The organism is Schaalia cardiffensis (assembly GCF_016405145.1).
In the GTDB taxonomy this organism is placed as follows: Bacteria; Actinomycetota; Actinomycetes; order Actinomycetales; family Actinomycetaceae; genus Pauljensenia; species Pauljensenia cardiffensis.
In genome coordinates, this window is record NZ_JAEKIA010000006.1 from 24,953 (window position 1) to 44,455 (window position 19,503).

Annotated in this window: 15 protein-coding genes and 1 pseudogene; 11 read left to right on the forward strand and 5 right to left on the reverse strand. The window is 58.9% G+C overall.

From position 1 onward, the window contains the following. The first annotated feature begins 521 nt into the window (after positions 1-521). The 7 genes from JFX23_RS04710 (at position 522) to JFX23_RS04740 (ending at position 8,007) form a co-directional block, all read left to right on the forward strand. Positions 522-1,223 carry an MgtC/SapB family protein gene (locus JFX23_RS04710; RefSeq protein WP_198775937.1) on the forward strand — a complete coding sequence of 234 codons (702 nt, stop codon included), beginning with the start codon at positions 522-524 and terminating at the stop codon, positions 1,221-1,223. A gap of 299 nt (positions 1,224-1,522) precedes the next feature. Continuing rightward, positions 1,523-2,476 (forward strand): ribokinase, encoded by a 954-nt coding sequence (gene rbsK, locus JFX23_RS04715; protein ID WP_198775938.1) that lies wholly within the window; start codon positions 1,523-1,525, stop codon positions 2,474-2,476. Positions 2,477-2,718: 242 nt separating this feature from the next. Beyond that, the gene (locus JFX23_RS04720; RefSeq protein WP_198775939.1) at positions 2,719-3,756 is read left to right on the forward strand and encodes an autoinducer 2 ABC transporter substrate-binding protein; all 1,038 of its coding nucleotides are present in this window, start codon (positions 2,719-2,721) and stop codon (positions 3,754-3,756) included. A gap of 103 nt (positions 3,757-3,859) precedes the next feature. Then, on the forward strand, positions 3,860-5,371 hold the full coding sequence (locus JFX23_RS04725) for a sugar ABC transporter ATP-binding protein (protein WP_198775940.1): 1,512 nt from the start codon (positions 3,860-3,862) through the stop codon (positions 5,369-5,371). 1 nt (position 5,372) lies between these two features. Continuing rightward, complete coding sequence (locus JFX23_RS04730) at positions 5,373-6,383, forward strand: ABC transporter permease (RefSeq protein WP_198775941.1); 1,011 nt, start codon at positions 5,373-5,375, stop codon at positions 6,381-6,383. 14 nt (positions 6,384-6,397) lie between these two features. After that, on the forward strand, positions 6,398-7,447 hold the full coding sequence (locus JFX23_RS04735) for an ABC transporter permease (protein WP_198775942.1): 1,050 nt from the start codon (positions 6,398-6,400) through the stop codon (positions 7,445-7,447). Then, on the forward strand, positions 7,444-8,007 hold the full coding sequence (locus JFX23_RS04740) for an RpiB/LacA/LacB family sugar-phosphate isomerase (protein ID WP_198775943.1): 564 nt from the start codon (positions 7,444-7,446) through the stop codon (positions 8,005-8,007). The genes JFX23_RS04735 and JFX23_RS04740 overlap by 4 nt, the downstream gene beginning before the upstream one ends. A gap of 452 nt (positions 8,008-8,459) precedes the next feature. Here JFX23_RS04740 and JFX23_RS04745 read toward each other — a convergent pair whose 3' ends face one another. The 4 genes from JFX23_RS04745 to JFX23_RS04760 all read right to left on the reverse strand — a co-directional run bounded on the left by JFX23_RS04745 (position 8,460) and on the right by JFX23_RS04760 (position 14,587). Beyond that, positions 8,460-9,506, reverse strand: coding sequence for a LacI family DNA-binding transcriptional regulator (locus tag JFX23_RS04745; RefSeq protein ID WP_198775944.1), 1,047 nt, complete (start codon positions 9,504-9,506; stop codon positions 8,460-8,462). A 163-nt stretch (positions 9,507-9,669) separates the two neighbouring features. Beyond that, positions 9,670-11,130: an ATP-binding protein gene (locus JFX23_RS04750; RefSeq protein WP_198775945.1), complete on the reverse strand. Its 1,461-nt coding sequence runs from the start codon at positions 11,128-11,130 to the stop codon at positions 9,670-9,672. A 349-nt stretch (positions 11,131-11,479) separates the two neighbouring features. Continuing rightward, the gene (locus tag JFX23_RS04755; RefSeq protein WP_198775946.1) at positions 11,480-12,454 is read right to left on the reverse strand and encodes an aldose epimerase family protein; all 975 of its coding nucleotides are present in this window, start codon (positions 12,452-12,454) and stop codon (positions 11,480-11,482) included. A gap of 537 nt (positions 12,455-12,991) precedes the next feature. After that, a complete protein-coding gene (locus tag JFX23_RS04760) occupies positions 12,992-14,587 on the reverse strand; it encodes an MFS transporter (protein ID WP_198775947.1) in 1,596 nt (531 codons plus the stop codon). Between the two features lie 186 nt (positions 14,588-14,773). Here JFX23_RS04760 and JFX23_RS04765 point away from each other — a divergent pair, with 186 nt between their 5' ends. The 4 genes and pseudogenes from JFX23_RS04765 (at position 14,774) to JFX23_RS04775 (ending at position 17,794) form a co-directional block, all read left to right on the forward strand. Beyond that, positions 14,774-16,132 (forward strand): Fic family protein, encoded by a 1,359-nt coding sequence (locus tag JFX23_RS04765; protein ID WP_198775948.1) that lies wholly within the window; start codon positions 14,774-14,776, stop codon positions 16,130-16,132. Between the two features lie 140 nt (positions 16,133-16,272). Beyond that, positions 16,273-16,446 (forward strand): annotated as a pseudogene (locus JFX23_RS09355) (ISL3 family transposase); the annotation flags it as partial. Between the two features lie 251 nt (positions 16,447-16,697). Continuing rightward, entirely contained in the window at positions 16,698-17,219 is a 522-nt protein-coding gene (locus JFX23_RS04770) for a helix-turn-helix domain-containing protein (protein ID WP_198775949.1), read from the forward strand. After that, a complete protein-coding gene (locus tag JFX23_RS04775; protein WP_005962667.1) occupies positions 17,216-17,794 on the forward strand; it encodes a PIN domain-containing protein in 579 nt (192 codons plus the stop codon). The genes JFX23_RS04770 and JFX23_RS04775 overlap by 4 nt, the downstream gene beginning before the upstream one ends. A gap of 79 nt (positions 17,795-17,873) precedes the next feature. On the opposite strand, the gene JFX23_RS04780 is transcribed toward JFX23_RS04775, so the two are convergent. Further along, complete coding sequence (locus tag JFX23_RS04780; protein ID WP_198775950.1) at positions 17,874-19,499, reverse strand: NAD(P)-binding protein; 1,626 nt, start codon at positions 19,497-19,499, stop codon at positions 17,874-17,876. Between the last annotated feature and the right edge of the window lie 4 nt (positions 19,500-19,503).

Below are 19,503 nucleotides of genomic sequence, written 5' to 3' on the forward strand. Positions count from 1 at the left end.
AGCACCAGGAGCCGCGAGCCTGTCGGAGCGACACTCCACCTCAGTGTGCCATGTCACGGGCATCGAGAAGCGTTCGGATCAGAATATGGCGCGCAGCGGGGGGAGTTCCACCCAGCCTCACTTTCTCTTGAGTCGATCCAAGAAGCTCTCTCAAACAGAAGAGGCGGAGTGGAATCTCAAGATCAAAAGCCACTGAAGTGCCCCAGGCGAGAAGATGATCCCCTTAATGGGCCGAATATTTCACGAGGTAGAAGCTCTCATCTCAAAGCGAGGGGAGGCCAAAATCATCGTGTGTCCTACTCATGCCAAAACGATGCCCGAATCACCAGAAGATCGGGCGACTCGCTCTGATTCCTCTGGTAGCCGAGCGCCCCTCTTCGGAGCGAATTGCGCGTCTACGAGGAAAGCTTTCGCCAGCGAAAAACGCGCAGATACAAGCGCAGAGTCCTAAACTGTTACGCCAAGAACGAGGGTTCGTTGAGAACGCGCCACGAGATCGAAGAGGTGAGGTGAGGGGAACAATGCAGGTGATCTCAAATGAGGCTCTGGTCTTCGGGGCGGGAGCCCTCGCATTGACGATGGTCTTGAGTTTTTTCCTCGGCCTCGAGCGTCACTTCCACCTCAAAGACGCTGGCGTGAAAACGCATGTCCTCGTGGGAATGGGTTCGTGTCTGTTCACCCTGACCTCGATCTACGGATTCGTCGTCCCTGAAACTTCGACTCTCACTCTCGATCCTTCGCGCCTCGCAGCTCAGATCGTCTCGGGCATCGGCTTCCTCGGTGCAGGAGTCATCTTCGTCAACAACGACACCGTAAAGGGCCTGACCACTGCCGCGACCGTGTGGCTCTCGGCGGCAATCGGCGTTGCATGCGGCGCAGGACTCGGAGTACTCGCGGTCATCACACTCGTCTTGCACTTCCTGCTGATCTTCGCCATCGGTCCCCTTGTGGAAAAAATCCCCTCAAGTCACCGAAACGATCGGACGGTCATTGAATACGAGTCTGCAAAGGGTGTGATGAGAAAGATCCTCGTGGTCGCATCGGAGCATGGATACGCAGCTTCAGTGAAATCAACGGAATCCATCCAGACCGAAAACGGTGCGGGAATGCGCGTTGTTCTGCGATTCGAGGGCCCCTACCCCCAAGATGCCCTGATGAAGGAGCTTGCCCAGATCGAGGGCATTACGGCAGTGGATCGTGTGGAGCGGGCGGAGTTCGACTGAGATTCGAATAGCACAGCCCGCTGAACTTCCCACACAACATGCCAATGAACTCACCAATGTGGGAAGTAATTGGCATGGTGAGTGGAAAGCTCACTGTCTTGTGCTCATGAGCGCAACATCGCCGCTTCTCTTCCGTGATCGCAATATCGCCGCCTTTCTTCCTTGTGAAATAGAAGAAGAACCGCGAAATAGCTGACAGCTGCAAACGTTTGCGTTAGCATGGTCGAACACTTTGCGCATGAACGCCGAGCAAAGAAGCTCGGGATGTGCAAACGCCGTGGTTCCAGGAGGAATGGCCCGTGAGCATCACAGTCATCGGATCGAATAACACAGACCTCATCACCTACATCACCCGTTTTCCAGTTGAAGGCGAAACCATCGAGGCGCCCGACTTCGAAATCGGCTTCGGCGGAAAGGGGGCCAACCAGGCTGTCGCAGCGGCGCGCCTCGGCTCCGAGGTCATCATGATGACCTGCGTCGGCGACGATGCTTTCGGTGCGGCGACGATCGAAAACCTCGCACACAATGGCATTGACCTCTCGCTCGTGAAACAGGTTCACGGCACCTCCGGTGTGGCGCCGATCTTCGTCGACCCCGACTCCCACAACCGCATCATCATCGTCAAGGGCGCGAACAATGGACTATTGCCCGAAGACGTCGAAGCTGGCGCTCACGCCATATCAAAGACCTCACTCATCGTGTGCCAGCTCGAGATCCGCATGAAGACCGTCGCGGCTGCGATCGCCTTGGGAAAGAGACTGGGTATTCCGGTTCTTCTCAATCCTGCACCGGCCACGAAAGATCTCGACCTTGAACTCGTCGCTCAATGCGCCTACGTGATGCCGAACGAGTCTGAGCTCGAACTCCTGACCGGCATCGCGACCGAAACGGAGGAACAGGTGAAGCGCGCCGCCCAAGTCTTTCTCGAAGCGGGCTGCCCGAATGTCATCGTCACCTTGGGATCACGAGGCGTCCGTTGGCTCTCTCACTCTGGAGACGATGTCTTCATCGCCCCATTCTCCATCGACCCTGTGGACACCACAGGCGCGGGAGATGCCTTCATCGGTTGCTTCGCGCACTGCCTATCCGAGGGCCTCGAAGTTCGCGAGGGACTTGAACTCGCGAATGCATATGCGGCGCTGTCGGTCACTGCACGGGGGACCCAGAAGTCGTACCGCGATGCGCAGGAGTTCCGTTCCTGGCTTTCCGATAGAGACCACGTCCTTGCCGAGTCCCCTGTATTGCACCGTTGATAACGATTGCACAACATCGAGCGATAATGCTCGACACGCTGCGATGTTCGCCATACGATCAGTAACGTTCGTTCTAGGGGTCAAGCACGCACCTCTGAGCGTTCGACGGACCGTTCTTTCTTTCTGTCCCTGAGCTCGACGATGAGCTCGAACCCCGGGAAGAAGAAGGGAGGAGTTGCGATCCGGCGCCCACGCGCGCAAGACGATCCCATCAGCGTTGATGTGAATCACAAGGAGTCATCATGAAGTCTCGAATCGCAGCCGTAAGTGCAATCGTTCTCACTTCGGTACTAGGCCTCGCCTCTTGCTCTGGCGGGGACTCGACGAACTGTTCGTCGTCCCCCTCCACAGGGTCATCCTCGAACTACACGATTGCCATCGTGCCCAAGGACGCGACGAACCCCTGGTTCGTGCGCATGGAGACAGGCGTCAACAAATACGCCGAAGAAACCGGGCTCAATGTGTTCCAAAAGGGTCCGGCCGAAACCGATGCCACCATGCAGGCGCAGGTCATCCAAGACCTCATCGCCCAGGGCGTTGACGCGATCGGCGTCGTCCCCGTCGACCCTGGAGCAATCGAACCCGTCCTTAAAGAGGCCATGGACGCCGGCATCGTCGTCGTCACCCACGAGGGAGCCTCCCAAGAAAACACGATGTACGACATCGAAGCTTTCAACAACGCCAAGTACGGTGCGTTCATCATGGACAACCTCGCAGCCGCAATGGGTGAAAAGGGGACCTACACGACAATGGTCGGCCACGTCACCAACGCCTCTCACAATGAGTGGGCGGACGGCGCCATCGCCCGTCAAAAAGAGGCCTACCCGAACATGACCCTCCTTGCAGCCGAACCGCGCGTCGAATCCCAGGACAACGGCGAAACCGCCTACCAGGTGGCCAAGGAAGTCCTCAAGAAGTACCCGGAGGTCACAGGCATTCTCGGCACCTCCTCCTTCGACGCCCCCGGCGTTGCCCGTGCGATCGGCGAGCTCGGCCTGCAAGGCAAGGTCTTCACCGCCGGAACTGGCATGCCCGACGCGAACAAGGAAATCCTGGACAAGGGACTCGTCTCCGCCCTCACCCTGTGGGATCCGGCGGACGCGGGTTACGCGATGGCTTCACTGGCCACGAAGATCCTCGATGGGGAGAAGATCGAGGACGGAATCGACCTCGGCCCCAAGGGATACGTCATGCACTTCGCCGAGGGCTCCACGAAGGTCCTCGAAGGTGACGGCTGGATCCAGATCACCAAGGACAACGTCGACAGCTTCGGCTTCTGACGATCGCTCGGGGGCGTCGGATCTGCCGACGCCCCCGCGTTCCGCGTGAAAGGCAGCGGTCTCGAGAACCCCTCAAGGCGCTGCACCTCGGAAGGAAACGGGAATGGAATCCCCACTCATCTCAGTGAAGAACGTCTCTAAGACCTTCGCAGGCGTCAAGGCGCTCAACAACATCGACCTCGAGATCGCACCGGGCGAAATCCACTGCCTCGCCGGCGAGAACGGCTCAGGAAAGTCGACCCTCATCAAAGTGATCTCCGGAGTCCACGAACCAGACTCGGGCACCATTGAAATCAACGGGCGAACATGGACGAAGATGACGCCCCTCGAAGCGATCGGCGCCGGAGTCCAAGTGATCTACCAGGACTTCTCCGTCTTCCCGAACCTCACAGTCATGGAGAATCTCGCTCTGACGACCGAGGTCGCAGCGGGGCGAAAACTCGTCAACTGGAAGCGCTTCAGGAAGATCGCCGAGGAGGCGGTGGCGAAGATCGGCTTCACCGTAGACCTTGACGCGAAGGTCGGTGAACTCTCCGTCGCAGACAAGCAACTCGTCGCGATCTGCCGGGCCCTCATGTCAGATGCGAAGCTCATCGTCATGGATGAGCCGACCACCGCACTGACAAAACACGAGGTCGACGCCCTCTTCTCCATCATCTCCGACCTCAAGGCCCGCGGTATCGCCATTCTCTTCGTCTCCCACAAACTCGAAGAGGTCTTCGAAATCTCCGAACGCTTCACCATCCTCCGTTCAGGAGAAAAGGTCATCACCTGTGAACGCGATGAGCTCGACCGCCACAAATTCGCAAAGTACATGACAGGCAAGGAGTTCACCGAAACCCGTTTCGAAGCAGATGCCCTCACTGAAGAAGTAGTCCTCGAGGTGAAGAACCTCTGTGCAGCAGGGGCTTTCGAAGACGTCTCCTTCTCCCTCAAAGGTGGAGAAATCCTCGGCATCACAGGCCTACTCGGATCCGGACGCACGGAACTCGCACTCGCCCTCTTCGGCTCCCTGCCCACGACCTCGGGAACGATCAGCGTGAAGGGAAGAAACGTCACCCTCTCCTCTGTACAAGACGCCATCAAAGCCGGCATCGCCCTCGTCCCTGAAGATCGCCTCACTGAAGGGCTCTTTCTCACCCGATCAATCGGGGAGAACATCGTCATTTCAGAACTCGATTCCTTCGCGGGCGCACTCGGCGTTCTCGATAAGAAGAAGATCGAGAAGGAGGAGATCAGATGGGTCCAAGAACTCGAAGTCGCCACCCCGAATCATGAGAACGCCGTCAACACCCTCTCGGGCGGCAATCAGCAGAAAGTCGTCCTCGCCAAGTGGCTCGCGACGAAGCCCGACGTCTTGATCCTCAATGGACCAACCGTCGGCGTCGACATCGGATCGAAGTACACAATCCACTCGATCCTTCAGCGCCTCGCTGCTCAGGGCATGGCGATCGTCATCATCTCCGACGATATTGCCGAAGTCCTCACAAACTGCTCATCCGTCCTCATCATGCGCGGTGGTCGCATATGTGAATCCATTGATCCGGCTACGACGAGTGAGGCCGAACTCGGCGAGCTCGTCTCCCGCGACACGGCCCAGGAAGGAGTGAAGTGACATGACTTCGCTGAAGGCAAAAGTCCTGCGAGCGAATGAGTTCTGGGTCTTCCTCGTGATAGTCCTCCTCGCCCTCGTCATCCAGATGCGAAGCGGCCAGTTCTTCTCGGCGAATAACCTCGTCGACCTCGCGAACGCGATGGTCGTCCCTGGGCTCTTCGCCATCGCCGCGCATCTTGTCCTCGTATCGGGCGGAATCGACGTGTCCTTCCCGGCCCTCGCCTCACTCGCGGTCTATGCGACGACTCGCATCCTCGTCGATCAAGGATTCAACGGACCGGTGATCGTCCCCTTCCTTCTCGCCATGCTTTTCGGCGCACTCCTCGGAGCGTTCAACGGGTTGTTCACCTCGTGGCTCACAGTTCCGACACTCATCATCACGCTCGGTACAGCGAATGTCTTCTCCGGCGTCATGCAGGGCGCGCTCAAATCGGTCCAGATCCCCAACATCCCCCAGTCGATGAAAGCTTTCGGCGAGTCCACCCTTTTCACGGTGACGAATACCCAATCAGGTCTCAAATCCGTGATGCCGACGAGTATCCTCATCTTCCTCGCCGTTCTCGCCATCGTCTTCTTCATCACCCGATACACAATGTTCGGGCGCGGTATCTTCGCGATCGGCGGCGACGAATCAGCCGCAGAGCGCGCCGGATTCAAAGTCCGGCGCACGAAGTTCTGGCTCTATGTCATCGTCGGAGTCATCGCCGCGCTCGCGGGCATGGTGCGCACCACTTCCATGGGCCAGATGCACCCGACGAATCTTCTCGGCATGGAGATGATGGTGATTGCGGCCGTCGTCCTAGGAGGCACGGCGATAACCGGCGGCACCGGTTCACTCACGGGTGTCATCCTCGGCACTCTCCTCATCGTCATCGTTCAAAACTCAATGATCCTCACCGGCATCCCAACCTTCTGGCAGGGCTTCGCCCTCGGCCTCCTCATCATCATCGGTACCGGCGTTTCTGCCGTGCAGGTGGCGAGGTCGAAGCGCACCCAAGCAGCGGGAATGTGACAGGAGAACCACTGATGAGTATTTCATCCCTTTCCCAACGCAAACGAGTCGGAATGCCGTCCTTCCTCACGAAGGACACGTACATGACGAGGCTCATTCTCATCCTCGTCCTCCTCCTCATCTTCTTCGCGGTCGTCAAGCCCGGTCCCTTCTTCGCCTTGAGGACCTGGCAGTCTATGGCGATCCAGTTCCCCGAATTCGGACTCATGGCACTCGGCGTCATGCTCACAATGTTCACCGGCGGTATTGACCTTTCGGCGGTTTCGATCGCGAACGTCACCTCGATCTGCACAGCTCTCATCCTGCGAGCAACCCTGACCGGGGATGCGAGCCCCTCCTCGATGGGTCTTGCCATCGCGATCGCTCTTGGGGTCGCACTCACAACTGGATCAGTGTTCGGCGCCTTCAATGGTTTCCTCGTCTCGGTGCTGAGGATTCCACCGATCCTCGCGACCCTTGGAACCATGGAACTCTTCGGCGGCATCGCGATCATCCTCACAGGAGGAAAACCTGTCTCCGGTGTTCCTGATGCCTATGGAGCTGTCTTCGCCGCTCGCATTGGAATCGTGCCGATGCCGCTGATCGTCTTCACCGTCTGCGCGCTCCTCATCGGTCTCATCCTCACGCTCACCGGATTCGGCACGAAGATCCTCCTCATCGGTGCGAATGAGAAGGCGGCGCACTTCTCGGGACTGAAGATCAGAGGTCTTCTCATGAGGACCTATATCCTCTCGGGCATTCTCTCTGCGATGGCCGGCCTCGTCATGCTGGCGAATTACAACTCTGCGAAAGCCGATTACGGAGCGAGCTACACCCTTCTCACTGTCCTCATCGTCGTCCTCGGTGGAGTGAACCCGAATGGAGGAAGAGGACGCATCGCGGGCGTGGTCCTCGCGATCGTCATCCTCCAGGTGCTGTCCTCAGGGCTCAATATGTTCCCCAATATCTCCAACTTCTATCGCGCGCTGATCTGGGGCGGAGTACTCCTCGTCGTCATCTGTGCGAACGAACTCAATGGCAAGAACCCCTTCAAGGGCCTCCTCGTGGAAAGGAAGAAAGCATGAAGACTGTGAGAAGCAAACAGATCGTCGTGGGGGCTGACTTCGCGGGATTCCCACTCAAAGAGGCGGTCAAGGGTCACCTGCAGGAGCGAGGCTGGACCGTCACCGACCTCACCCCGGACATCTCTAGCGCCCCCATGTACCACCGCGTCGGTTTCGCCCTCGGTGCGAAGATCGCCGAAGGCGAATTCGAACGGGCCCTCGCCTTTTGCGGGACCGGAATGGGAATCCACATCGCCGCTTCGAAGGTCCCGCACGTGCACGCCGCCGTTTGCGAGACTGTTCCTTCCGCAAAGCGAGCAGCTGCGGCGAATAACGCGAACCTCCTTGCGATGGGCGCGTTCTACGTCGCTGAACGCACGGCGATGGCAATGGCTGATGCCTTCCTCGAATCTGAGCTCGGTACGGGGTACGAGGACTGGGAAGGCTTCTACGAATACCACCGCATCGGATATGACGAGTGCGAGAGCTTCGATTACGCCGCCTATAAGGCGAACGGCTTCGAAGTCGTCAATCCTCAGACAGCTCTCCTCGCCCCCGAGCCAAAGGGGTTGGCCTACTGAGGTGCGAGGCCTACTGAAGCGCGAGGCCTACTGAGGCGTGAGGCCTACTGAGGCGTGAGGCCGACTGAAGCGCGAGGCCTACTGAGGCGCACATACGTGGAATCCGCCGCTCCTTCAACCAAAATCGAAAGGAGCGGCGGACTCGTGTTCGCCTTGAGAAGACTCCCCATAAAATCAGTGATCCTGCCTTTGGGTGGGCACAAGACCAATGGACGCCCCTCGGGTCGTGCAGGTCTTGGGTCGTGCAGGTCTTGGGTCGTGCAGGTCTTGGGTCGTGCAGGTCTTGGGTTGTGCAGGCCTCGGGTCGTGCAGGTCTCGGGTTGTGTAAGTCTGCGGATCCGCCCCTCAAAAGGTCAGTTGATTCGGCTGAGTGAATTGGCTCGAGTCGACTGAGCGAAGGGTCAGGCGAATGAGGCCAAGAGCATGATTCTTCCCCGAAAAGCAGGAGCTCCTCAGCCCTCGAAACCGGTTGATTCGCGAACAATGAGCTCGCCTCGCACGATGATTCGCTTCTCGATTGGCTCATCTTCGGATAAGAGAAGATCGACTCCGCGCCGGGCGATCTCAGCGAGAGGTTGGCGAAGTGTCGTCAAAGACGGTCGCATTAATTGGGCGAACTGAATATCGTCAAAGCCTGTGACCATGACCTCCTCCGGGATTCGCCAACCGCGGTGGCGAAGCTCTGTCGCCGCGCCAATCGCAATGAGGTCGTTGAGACACACGAAGGCATCCCACTTGTCCCCGCGGGCCAGCAGAACGCTCACCGCATTGCGTGCGGACTCAACCGAGAAGTTGCATTCAACGACGTCAGTGTCCTTCAGCTGCATCCCGAACTCCTCGGCCGCAATTCTCGCTTCACTCACGCGCGTCATGGAGGAGACATCAGTTCCCGTGTTTGAGAGGAGGGCGATGCGCTGAGCTCCTTTATCGCGCAAGTGTTCGAGGATCGCGCGAATACCGTGACGATCATCGACTCCGACCATCGGAAGTTCAGGGAGTTGAACCGCGCGATCGAGCTGCACGGTGTTGACGAGTGATGAAGTGCGCTCGAGGGCGGGGGTGGAGAATGCCTCATGGCAGGGCACGGAGATCAGTCCGTCAACGGAGCCTCCCTCGAAGGAGCGGAGCTGAAAATCCTCTTTGATCACCGACATTTGGGAATCTGAGAGCAGCAAAGACAGGCCGCGCTCGGCCAGACAATGCTCCACTTGGACAACGAGCTCCATGAAGAAGGGATTCGAGATCGAGGGGACCACCATGCCGATCTGCTTGGTCCTCGCGAGTCGTAAGGATCGGGCGACCGGGTTGACTCGATATCCGAGCTCGCGTGCGACCTGGCGCACATGATCGCGGGTCTGGGCGCCGATGAGTTCGGAGCCGCGTCCGAGCGCCCGCGAGGCTGTTGAGACGGAGACGCCCGCTGCGCGTGCGACGTCAACTAACCGGGGTCTTTGCCTGTCATCGGTCGCCATGGCCTCAGCGTAGTGCTTGTCGATCATTGGCATTGTGGAATGTCATCCCTAGTGCCTCGTGTATCAACTCTGAGATCAGAGAGAAGCACTGTCCGCTGAGCTTCCCACATAACATGCCAATGAACTGACCAATGTGGGAAGTAGTTGGCATATTCAGTGGGAAGCTCGCCCACGCCTCACCGGATTTCGATCAACGCTCCGGAAGAACACGTCGGTAGCGCTGTCGAGGGCTCTTTGGAGGCTCAGTTGCCTCGACTACGCCGTCCTCAATCAGTGAATTCAGGGAGTTCTGTACAGAGGTTCTGCTCAGTCCCGTGGCTCGGACGAGGTCTTTGGTTGAAGCGCTTTCGCGATCTGCCAGGATCGCTCGTACGACTTCCAGCGCGGTGGTGTACTGCTCAGCTTGAGCGACGCGGCGCCGACGGAACACGACTGTGAACTGGGTGAGATCGTTCTTGAATTCGGCCGGAGGCATCAAAGCCTCGCGAAGCGCCGCTTGAATCACCTGAATCCCCGTGCCGCGGTTCTCCGCGATGATGCCGCCATCCGCGAGAGCCACGCTCTCCAAGAAAGTTGCCAAGCGCTGGTTGCGAGTCGCAGAAGTGCCGGCGGCCTCAAGCGTCGCAAGAGTAGTGTTCCCGTAGAGCCCCCCTGGATTCGTGATCTCAAGACGATCGACGAAGAGGTTGACTTGCACCTGAGTGCCGCGCGCTGCTGGGGAGTAATCGCGGTGCATGAGTGCGTTGACAATGGCTTCTCTCACTGCGACGAGCGGGTAGTCGGGAAGTTCTGTCCTGAACCTCTCGCCGATAAGCGCTCCAGTCCGCATGTTCCTCGCAACGAGGTCGAGTGTACGTTCGACGAGTTCAGGAATCGGGCCAGTCACTGTTGCACTGTCAAGAAGGCGAGTACCGGTTGTGATCTCCCCTTTTGATGTTCCCGGGAACATCGCCCAAGCGACGGTGAGCCGCGGGAAGAACTCCTGAGGGTACTCACCCATGGCGAGGAGAGCTGCGAGGGTCGGATGCTCTTGCCGGGTGATGCGCAGGCGCGCAAGCGCCAGATCCTCACCATGTGCGAAGGTCTTCGGACGTTTTACCCGTTCGCTTTGAAGGAAGGGAGCGAGGATGCTGGAATCGAGATCATCTACGGAAGCATCGTCGACGGGCTCCTCATCCCATTTCGGCTGTGTTTTCTGCTCGATGAGGCGGTCGACTTCATATTGCGTCATCCGCATATCACCGTCACCGGTGCGTTTGTAAGAACCTCCGTAGCACCCCTGGTCGGTGACATAGCAGGGTTTATCAAGCGACTGCATTTCCGGGATTTCTGCGACGAGGACGAGAGCGTCGTCGACCTTGAGAATCTCGATTTCGGGCCGAACGACGGGAGTCATCTGCTCGCACCGGGACATGAGCTGGTTCTGTGCGCTCTGGGGGTCGAAACCCTCGACGGGTGTGAACCCCTGGGTTTCCGACACACCGATGATGAGGGTTCCACCGTCAGAGTGAGAGAAGGCGCTCAAGGTTTCACGCACGGCTTTGCCGATCCCTGGCTTCACTTGTTCTGAACTGGTGTCGAAACCGAGAAGACGGAAACGATCGATGCGCTCGCGAAGCTCTTCATCCAACATGCCAACTACTTCCCACATTGGTGAGTTCATTGGCATGTTGAGTGGGAAGCTCGCCCAAAACTCAGGAAGACTGAAGGAAAGACCTGAAAGCTGAGTCTTCAACGGCCTCCTCTGCCGCATCTCAAGTGGCCGACCCGGGCACGCCTGACCCTCCAGGGACTCTTCCGATCTGCTTTCTTCGCATTGCCCTCTTCATCATGCTGGGCCTTTTCGCTTCTCGTGCGAATCATCCTAAGGAAACGTGTTCCCCTTCAATGTCCGCTCCGAACTCGCATCAGGAGGAAGACGGCCCCGCAGTCATCCGACTCGCCCTCGGCTCCTCTCAGAGCGCCCTCCCTCGGATCGCCTTCTCTCGGGTCACCTTCTCTTAGAGCGCCTCACCGGTGATGCGGTGTCGGATCTCGTAGATCTGGCCCGCATGCAGCTCAACGGCGGTGCGGAAACCGGCATCACTGAGAGGATTGGGAGCTCCTGATACGCCTGTTCCGAAATCGAAAGCGGATGTGATCGCCTCAATGCCCAGGCATAGGTTCCTCCCACACCACGGGGCGCCTTTGCGACCGTAGTTCGAAATCCACAGCATCGCGTGGTCGAGCACCTCGGTATCCCACTCAAGGGCGACACAATATCCCTCGGCCTCATTGAACAGTGCGACGCGCCCCTCCTTCGGGGCGGCCAAAAGAACGATCTCGTCGACCTCGTCTTTGAGGGGAAGGCGCGTGAGATCCAGCGTGCCACCATCAGCTCGAGGTGCCTTGGTCGCATCGTGGAACACCGCGCCCCTGTCCAGTACTGAGGTGCCCGAATCGGCGGGGAAGCTCCACAAGGAATCGCATTCGGGCAGCTCAATGCGCGCACCGCCCTCGGCCTCGGGAAGCGAAAAGATCGGATGGAGGCCGAGCGGCAGGCAACAGTCGGAACGAACGAGGATCGAATCGAGGAACTCGACCCCGCCTTCGAGGCAGGTGACGCGGCGCTCCACCTTCTCGATCGGAAAATCGGGAGCATATTCGAGGAAGAGCCTCGCATGGTCTTCACCGACTTCGCTTGCGCTCCACTCCAAGTTTGCGGAGGGGCCGTGCACCCATTCGCTCGGGCCCGCAAAACCCTGACGCCACGCCTCTGGCAGGTCCTCGGCCGAGGCGGGGGCCGCACCGAAGGGGGCGCACAGGAAATCACCCCGCAAGCTGTCAAGCAGCGCAAGCTCGGGGAAGCCCTCCCATTTCGCCGTGTACGAGGGCGAGAACTGGCGCGGGGTCCCGGGGTTGAAGACGAGGGTCGTCATCGCGCCGAGAGGCTGAATGCTTGCGCGCACGCTTTCGTTTCCGATGATGATGTCCATGTCGACTCCTTCGTCGAGAACACTGAGGTGACCAGGTGTGGCCGGTGCTGAGGCCAGGAACACCCGGAGTCACCTGGGGCGGGGAGGTCACCCGGGGCCAGTCTGTACCTGGACCACCCTGGGGTGGCTGCTTCGTGAAACAGATCCAAGTGTAGTCACCTGTGGTCTGCCTACTCTGCGCCCCGTGCCCGACTGTCAACTCGAAAAAGATGATGTCGGGACTTGGCCCAACTGCTGCGCCCCCGGGGGCCGACTTGTGCCTGATGAACTCGCGTCCGATGAACGCGTACCTGATGAGTATGGGGATTATTCACCTGACCCGTGCCTGATGAACCTGTGCCTGGTGGGCGTGGGGGTCGCTCCACCCGACTTGTGCCCGATGAGTGTGTCGTCCCCGTCTCCTTCCCTCGTCCCTTTCCCACTGACTGATTAGTACGGATGCCGTCGTCGTCCCCTCCTGGTCTTCCTCGCCCGCCTCGTAGCTCTCGTCCTTTCATCCGCCTCCTCCTCTTCGCTTCCTCGTAGTCCCTGGGTGAGTCAGCGCCCGTAGCGCGCGGCGAAGTCCTCTTCGAGGCGTTCAAGGGAGGTGCCCTTAGTTTCAGGCACGATGAACAGGTAGAAGCACAGCGCCACCACATTGATCGCACCGAAGGTCGCGTAGGTCCACGCTGCGCCCAGGTGGGTGATCATCACGGGGAAGACATAGGACACGAGCGCGTTCATCAGCCAGCCGCACCCGACTGCAAAACCCTGTGCGACACCGCGGATGCGCGAAGGGAAGATCTCCGACACGAGAACCCAGTTCACCGTGCCCGACTGTTTCGCGAACACGAAAAGTGAAACGAGGACGAGGACGAGCCACGGCAAGGCGGAGGGCACATCCGCGGAAATCGACCCATCGGGCAGCGTATAAGGCGTGATCCCGAAGGCGAACACGAGGGCGAGAGCAAATAGGAAGAAGGTGACGCCTGATTCTTGGTAGATACCCACATGGCGGCGCTTGAGTCTGCCGACGAGCCACAAGCCGAAGGCCGCGCCAAGAGTCGCAACCGCGCCCGTAATGACGTTCAGGGAGATCGAATCGGTTGTGGAAAAGCCCGCCGCCCGCAGAATCTTCGGCAGGTAGTACATCGCCGTGTTGATGCCGGTCAACTGGTCGAAGCAGGCGAGGCCAATGCCGATGAAAGTGAGGCGCCTCGTCCAACGCACTCGCATCGTCCTCGAAAAGGACCAGGTGCCTTCGCTCTTGGCGCGCTCGTGCAGATCGACAATCTCACGGATCTCATCTGCGATGTCGTCGCGCTCGGGATCGCGGATCTGTTTGAGAGAGCCGATCGCCTCGACATAGTGGAGGTTCGCAGCGTACCAGCGTCCCGACTCGGGCATAAGGCGCATCCCGATCCACAAGAGAATCGCGGGGATCGTCGCGAGGACGAGCATCCACCTCCACGCAGCGCCGTTTCCACTGAGAATGACGATATCGGCCATGGTCGAGGCCTGATCCCAGCTCAGCTGCGAGGATTGTGCGATTGCCGGGTCAACGGTGACGTGAGGGCCGCCGTGGCCGCGGGCGAGCATTGCATTCATTGAGTAGGCGAGCAGCTGGCCGAAGACGATCATGAACTGATCGAGGGCGACGAGTTGACCTCGGACTCGTGTTGGCGCGGATTCTGACAGGTAGATCGGCACGGTCGCGGACGCCCCGCCGACGGCCCAGCCGAGGATGAAACGGAAGAACAGGAGGACTGGGATATTCGGGGAGAGAGTACAGCCCAGAGTTGCGATGGTGAACACTCCGGCGAGGAGGAGGATGTTGAAGCGCCTGCCCCTCGAGTCGGAGATTCTCCCACCGAGGATCGCGCCGAGCGCGGCGCCGAGGGCGAGAGTTGCGCCAACCAGGCCCTCGTCGAACTCGTTGAGCCCGAGGCCGCCAGCGGCGGGCGGCATGTACATGTACGGCAGTGCGCCTGCGATGACTCCGGTGTCATAGCCGAAGAGGAGCGAGCCGAAGGTCGCGACCGTTGCGAGGAGAGCAATGGAGCGATGCGGCCCTGAAGCGGGCGTCGCCTCAACGAGGGCGTTGAGCTCGTCATCAGAAGGAATCGCAGTGCTTCTCGGGGGACTTGATGTCATAAGCCCATCATCGTCCGATGACACGTGAAAGGGAACACCGAAGTCTCGGGGACTGCGACTTCATCATCTGTGAACCTGTGGTTGAGGGTTGGTGTGGGTCAACACTGCACTATCGGAACTCCTAGACGCCACCTCCTGCTATCTCCTAATGTGGGAATAATTAGGAGATTTTAGGAGGTGGAGGCAATGAAGCTCCCCATTCCACCACCGGCACCACTGGCGGATATGAGACGCATCCTCATTGGAGGAAACACTGACACGCGACATCTCGTCGACGTCATCACATCCAGAACATTGGCTGAAGATCCCTTGTACCACCCGTGGGAGTGGTTCTTCCGACATGAACCCCCTGAGGGATTTACGCGTGAGGAGTGGTGGGTTGCTGTTCGTTCAGCCCGCGCTGCGACAGCGCGGCCTCTTCCCCTGAGGCTCACAAATGGTCAGGCACTCACATTCAATCTTCCCGACCCGCTTCTTCGGCTCGTCGACGAGATCTCCGCGCGCGCTCGCGGGCAAATCGAGCTTCCGGAACCCGTTGTGAATACGGCTACCCGCAATCGCTACCTCGTTCGCTCACTCATTGAGGAATCAATGACGTCTTCCCAGCTTGAAGGAGCCGCAACCTCGCGAATCGATGCAAAGAAGATGTTGAGGGAGAACCGAAAGCCGAGGGATCGCTCTGAACGCATGATCGTCAACAACTTCCTCGCAATGAAGCGAATCACCGAGTTACGCAATGAATCCCTGACTCCCGAACTCGTCTGCGAGATTCACCGTCGCGTGACAGATGGGACTATCGATGACCCCGCCGAGGCCGGAAGAATTCAACGTCCCGGTGACAGCCGCGTTCGGATCGTCGGTGACGCCAGCGATGAACAGATCCTCCATATACCGCCCCCCGCAGCGGAACTACCGAAACGCTTGGAGGAGCTGTGTGCTTTCGCCAATACCTCGTCGAATAACGAGGACGGTCCGTATGTCCCTCCCCTCGTACGCTCCATCACCCTTCACTTCATGATGGGACACGACCACTATTTCGCAGACGGGAACGGGCGAACCGCTCGCGCAGTCTTCTATTGGTCAATGCTCAACCAGGGTTTCTTCCTCACGGAGTATCTTTCCATTTCGCGCTTACTTCTCAAGGCGCCCGCGCGCTACGCGCGCAGCTTCCTTTACACCGAACAGGACGAGGGTGATCTCACCCATTTCCTTCTTGAACAGGCGAAAATCGTTGAACGGGCGATCATCGATCTTGACGGCTACCTCGCTCGCAAGACGAGAGAACTGAAACAGTTCGGCAGCAAGCTCCGCACACTCGGGCTCAATCACCGCCAGATCGCGCTCCTCGAGGCTTTTGTCCGCGACCCAGGCGCGATCACGACGGTCGCCGAGCATCAACGCACTCACGGTGTCTCGAACCAAACCGCTCGCACTGACCTGCAGGATCTGCATGAACGGGGTTATCTCCACGTGGTCAAGAGCGGTAAGACCTTCATGTGGTACCCCGGGGATGATATTGCCACGAGGATTGATTCAGGGCACTAGCTGGACTTCCCTGGGAGGCTGTGGAGGTGAAGGTCTTGTGGGCTGGATGTGGGGTTGTCACGTTCATGTCCGGTTCAAGGAGGCTTTCATGACTGACGCTCATGCAGCTTTGATGTCTCAGGGAGTCGCTCATCTGGAGGGTGGCCTGGTATTCCGCCAACGACGCGGCGTGGGCCTCTGGGGAATAATCCCTCCTCCCGGATTCTTCTCACTTTGAGGGAGTGTGCGTCATTGGGGTCGATGAACACGTGTGGCGTCAGCGGGGTGGAGACAGGTACGCAACGGTGATCGTGGACTTGACACCCGTGCGCAACAAATACCCCTACACCAGCTCATCAAGACAATCACCAGGCCCGACCTGTTAAAACTCACATCGCACTGGCTCGCATGAGAAGCAGCTTCACTCGCCGAGTCCAAGACATCCTGGCCTACTTCGACCACTCCAAGCCTGCTCGAAACGAGAGGGTTCAGACCTCACCCACACCCCATCTGCGAAAAGCCTGTTTGATGATCGACACTTCAATCATCTCTATCGTTTCTTTCGTTTCTGACATAGACTGGGTCCATGGCGAGCATAACGATGGAAAGAGACGGTATTGGGGTATGTTCGCGAGGTTCGCGTACGGTTTTGCCCCCTGAAGATCGCCGCGAGCTTCATGAGATCGATCAGTTGCTCGCGGCTCAGCCAAGGCTTGTCGACCAGCAAGGGCATGCGATCCCTCTGCCGGAAGAGGTGTTCAGTGTGCTTCGCGATGTCGTTGAAGCCATGCAGGCTGGACGGGCAATCGTGCTGACTCCGACCGCCATGCGTTTGACGACCGGGGAGGCTGCGGAGATCCTCGGCGTGTCTCGTCCGACTCTTGTGAAACTCCTTGAGGAAGGAAAGATCCCCTTCGATAAGCCGAATCGGCATCGATACGTGATGCTCGAAGACCTTGAGCGGTATCGAGCAAAGCGGGCCGCAGAGCGGCGAGCGGCCATCATGAGGTTCTCGGAGTCGGCTCGAGAACATCAATTTGATGATCCGACCCCCGAAGAAGTCGCCGAAGCGGTGAGAGTCGTGAGATCGGGGATGAGTACAGAGTGAGTTTCCGAGCCCTTCTTGATGCGAATGTGCTGGTTCCCATCACTGTTGCGGATGTCTTCCTGCGCTGCGCCGAGCAGGGCTTCTACGATCTACTGTGGTCAGACCGCATCATCGAAGAGGTCTCGCGGACGCTGGTACAGCTCAATCCATCGATTCCTCGGAATAACATCGATGAGCGGATTCAGGACATGATAAGAGCCTTCCCACAGGCAACGGTCTCCGATTGGAAGGTGTTTCGAGAACGATGCCCCGAACTGCCTGACAGTAATGACGAGCACGTATGTGCCGCTGCGATTGCGGGAAATGCCGATGTGATTGTCACATTCAATTTAAAAGACTTTCCGCAGGATGCACTGGAGCAGGCCGAATTATTTGCCCAGGGTCCCGATGAATTCATGCTCGACCTGTGGGATCTCAAGCCGTGGTATCCACAGAGAATTGTCACGATCATCGACGAGATGAGCGATGTGAGAGGTCTCAATTGGAGGGACATGGTTCATCGTTTGTCGAAGGCCGGGCTACCGAAGTTCGCTAATCTGATCACCGAGTGGCACTACGACAACAACGCTGATTGACTACGGTTCTTAAGACTGGCGCGGAGCGTGGCGGAGCGGCTCCACGCCGCCCAGCCACACCCCGAGAGTCGTTCCGCCGTTACACCTGCTCGGGCACCATCGAAATCGCACCGCAGGGGCACTCCTCGGCGCACAAACCGCAACCCTTGCAGTAGTCGTACTTGAACTCGTACTCGCCAGGAGTGATCTTCACGATCGCATTATCCGGACACACGCCGAAGCAGTTATCACAGCCGAAACAATTGCCGCAGGACATGCAGCGGCGCGCTTCGAACAATGCCGACTCTTCGTCAAGCCCCTGAACGACCTCGTCAAAAGTCGACGCGCGCCTCGCACCCTCGAGCTTTGCACGCACCTGACGTGGAGCATCCGCGTAATACCACGGCGTCATGCGGGAGAACTCCGCATCAGCATGCTTCGGGGCCGGGGTATAGGTCGTACCGTGCAAGTAGGCGTCAATATAACGCGAAGCCTTCTTCCCATGACCGATTGCGACCGTGACCGTGCGCTCCGAGGGCACCATGTCGCCGCCGGCGAAAACACCCTCAATACCGGTCATCATCTGGTCACTGACCTTCACTACCCCGTCCTCGATCTCAATGTCGGAGGCATTCTCGATCAAGGACAGATCCGCCTCCTGTCCGAGCGCCATGATGAGGGAGTCGGCGCCAAGCTCCTCGAACTCGCCGGTCGGCTGGGGGAAACCTGAATCGTCGAGTTCCATCTTCTCAATGGTCAAAGTCCCCCCGTCCACGTGCTTGACCGTGGACAGCCAGCGCATCATGATGCCCTCTTCCTCGGCTTCAGAAACCTCAGAATCGTGGGCGGGCATACGGTCCCGGGTGCGCCGGTAGACGATGATCGCCTCTAAAGCGCCGAGGCGTTTCGCCGTTCGAGCCACATCAATCGCGGTGTTGCCGCCGCCGTAGACAACGACCCTTCGGCCGAGCATCGGGCGCTCACCCGTCTCAACGCCCTGGAGCAGGGAGACGGCATCCACGATCTTCGCCGACTCGCCTGCGGGAATATCAGTGCGACGACCAATATGCGCGCCGACCGCAAGGAAGATCGCGTCCCATTTGCCGAGCTCGTCCTCGACATTTTCGACCTTCGCGTTGTATTCGATGGAAACACCCATCTCCTCAATCCTGCGGATCTCAGCATCGAGGATTCCACGCGGCAGACGATACGAGGGGATGCCGAAACGCATCATGCCGCCCGCCATCGGTCCCGCCTCCTTAATGTGGACGCGATGCCCCGCAAGGCGCAGATGGTATGCGGCTGACAAGCCAGAAGGCCCGGCCCCCACAATGAGGACGGACTTTCCCGAATCCGCAGCCAACACCGGGACGCGCCAGCCCTGCTCGATCGCCTTGTCCCCGAGGAAACGCTCAATCGCATTGATCCCCACGGCCTCGTCGACCTGCACGCGATTACATGCGCTCTGGCACGGGTGGTAACAGACCCGGCCCATCGTCGCAGGCATCGGATTGTTCACCATGATCTCGCGCCAAGCGGACTGGTAGTCACCCTCCTCGGCGTGGTAGAGCCATTGTTGAATGTTCTCCCCGGCGGGGCAGGCCTTATTGCACGGGGGCAGGAGGTTCACGTAGACGGGACGCTCCGTGCGCCACGAACCCGTTTCGTTCGCGAGCGAGGACCCGACGTTGAGGGTGATCGCGAAAGGCTGTTTCTCCATCGTCATGGCG

Excerpts from the sequence above, each read along its gene's own strand:
- JFX23_RS04725 (WP_198775940.1), top strand. The coding sequence starts at position 3,860 with ATGGAATCCCCACTCATCTCAGTGAAGAACGTCTCTAAGACCTTCGCA.
- JFX23_RS04780 (WP_198775950.1), bottom strand. The coding sequence starts at position 19,499 with ATGACGATGGAGAAACAGCCTTTCGCGATCACCCTCAACGTCGGGTCC.
- JFX23_RS04750 (WP_198775945.1), bottom strand. The coding sequence starts at position 11,130 with ATGTGGGAAGTAGTTGGCATGTTGGATGAAGAGCTTCGCGAGCGCATC.
- JFX23_RS04760 (WP_198775947.1), bottom strand. The coding sequence starts at position 14,587 with ATGACATCAAGTCCCCCGAGAAGCACTGCGATTCCTTCTGATGACGAG.
- JFX23_RS04720 (WP_198775939.1), top strand. The coding sequence starts at position 2,719 with ATGAAGTCTCGAATCGCAGCCGTAAGTGCAATCGTTCTCACTTCGGTA.
- JFX23_RS04735 (WP_198775942.1), top strand. The coding sequence starts at position 6,398 with ATGAGTATTTCATCCCTTTCCCAACGCAAACGAGTCGGAATGCCGTCC.
- JFX23_RS04745 (WP_198775944.1), bottom strand. The coding sequence starts at position 9,506 with ATGATCGACAAGCACTACGCTGAGGCCATGGCGACCGATGACAGGCAA.
- JFX23_RS04755 (WP_198775946.1), bottom strand. The coding sequence starts at position 12,454 with ATGGACATCATCATCGGAAACGAAAGCGTGCGCGCAAGCATTCAGCCT.
- JFX23_RS04770 (WP_198775949.1), top strand. The coding sequence starts at position 16,698 with ATGGCGAGCATAACGATGGAAAGAGACGGTATTGGGGTATGTTCGCGA.
- JFX23_RS04730 (WP_198775941.1), top strand. The coding sequence starts at position 5,373 with ATGACTTCGCTGAAGGCAAAAGTCCTGCGAGCGAATGAGTTCTGGGTC.
- JFX23_RS04765 (WP_198775948.1), top strand. The coding sequence starts at position 14,774 with ATGAAGCTCCCCATTCCACCACCGGCACCACTGGCGGATATGAGACGC.
- JFX23_RS04710 (WP_198775937.1), top strand. The coding sequence starts at position 522 with ATGCAGGTGATCTCAAATGAGGCTCTGGTCTTCGGGGCGGGAGCCCTC.
- JFX23_RS04740 (WP_198775943.1), top strand. The coding sequence starts at position 7,444 with ATGAAGACTGTGAGAAGCAAACAGATCGTCGTGGGGGCTGACTTCGCG.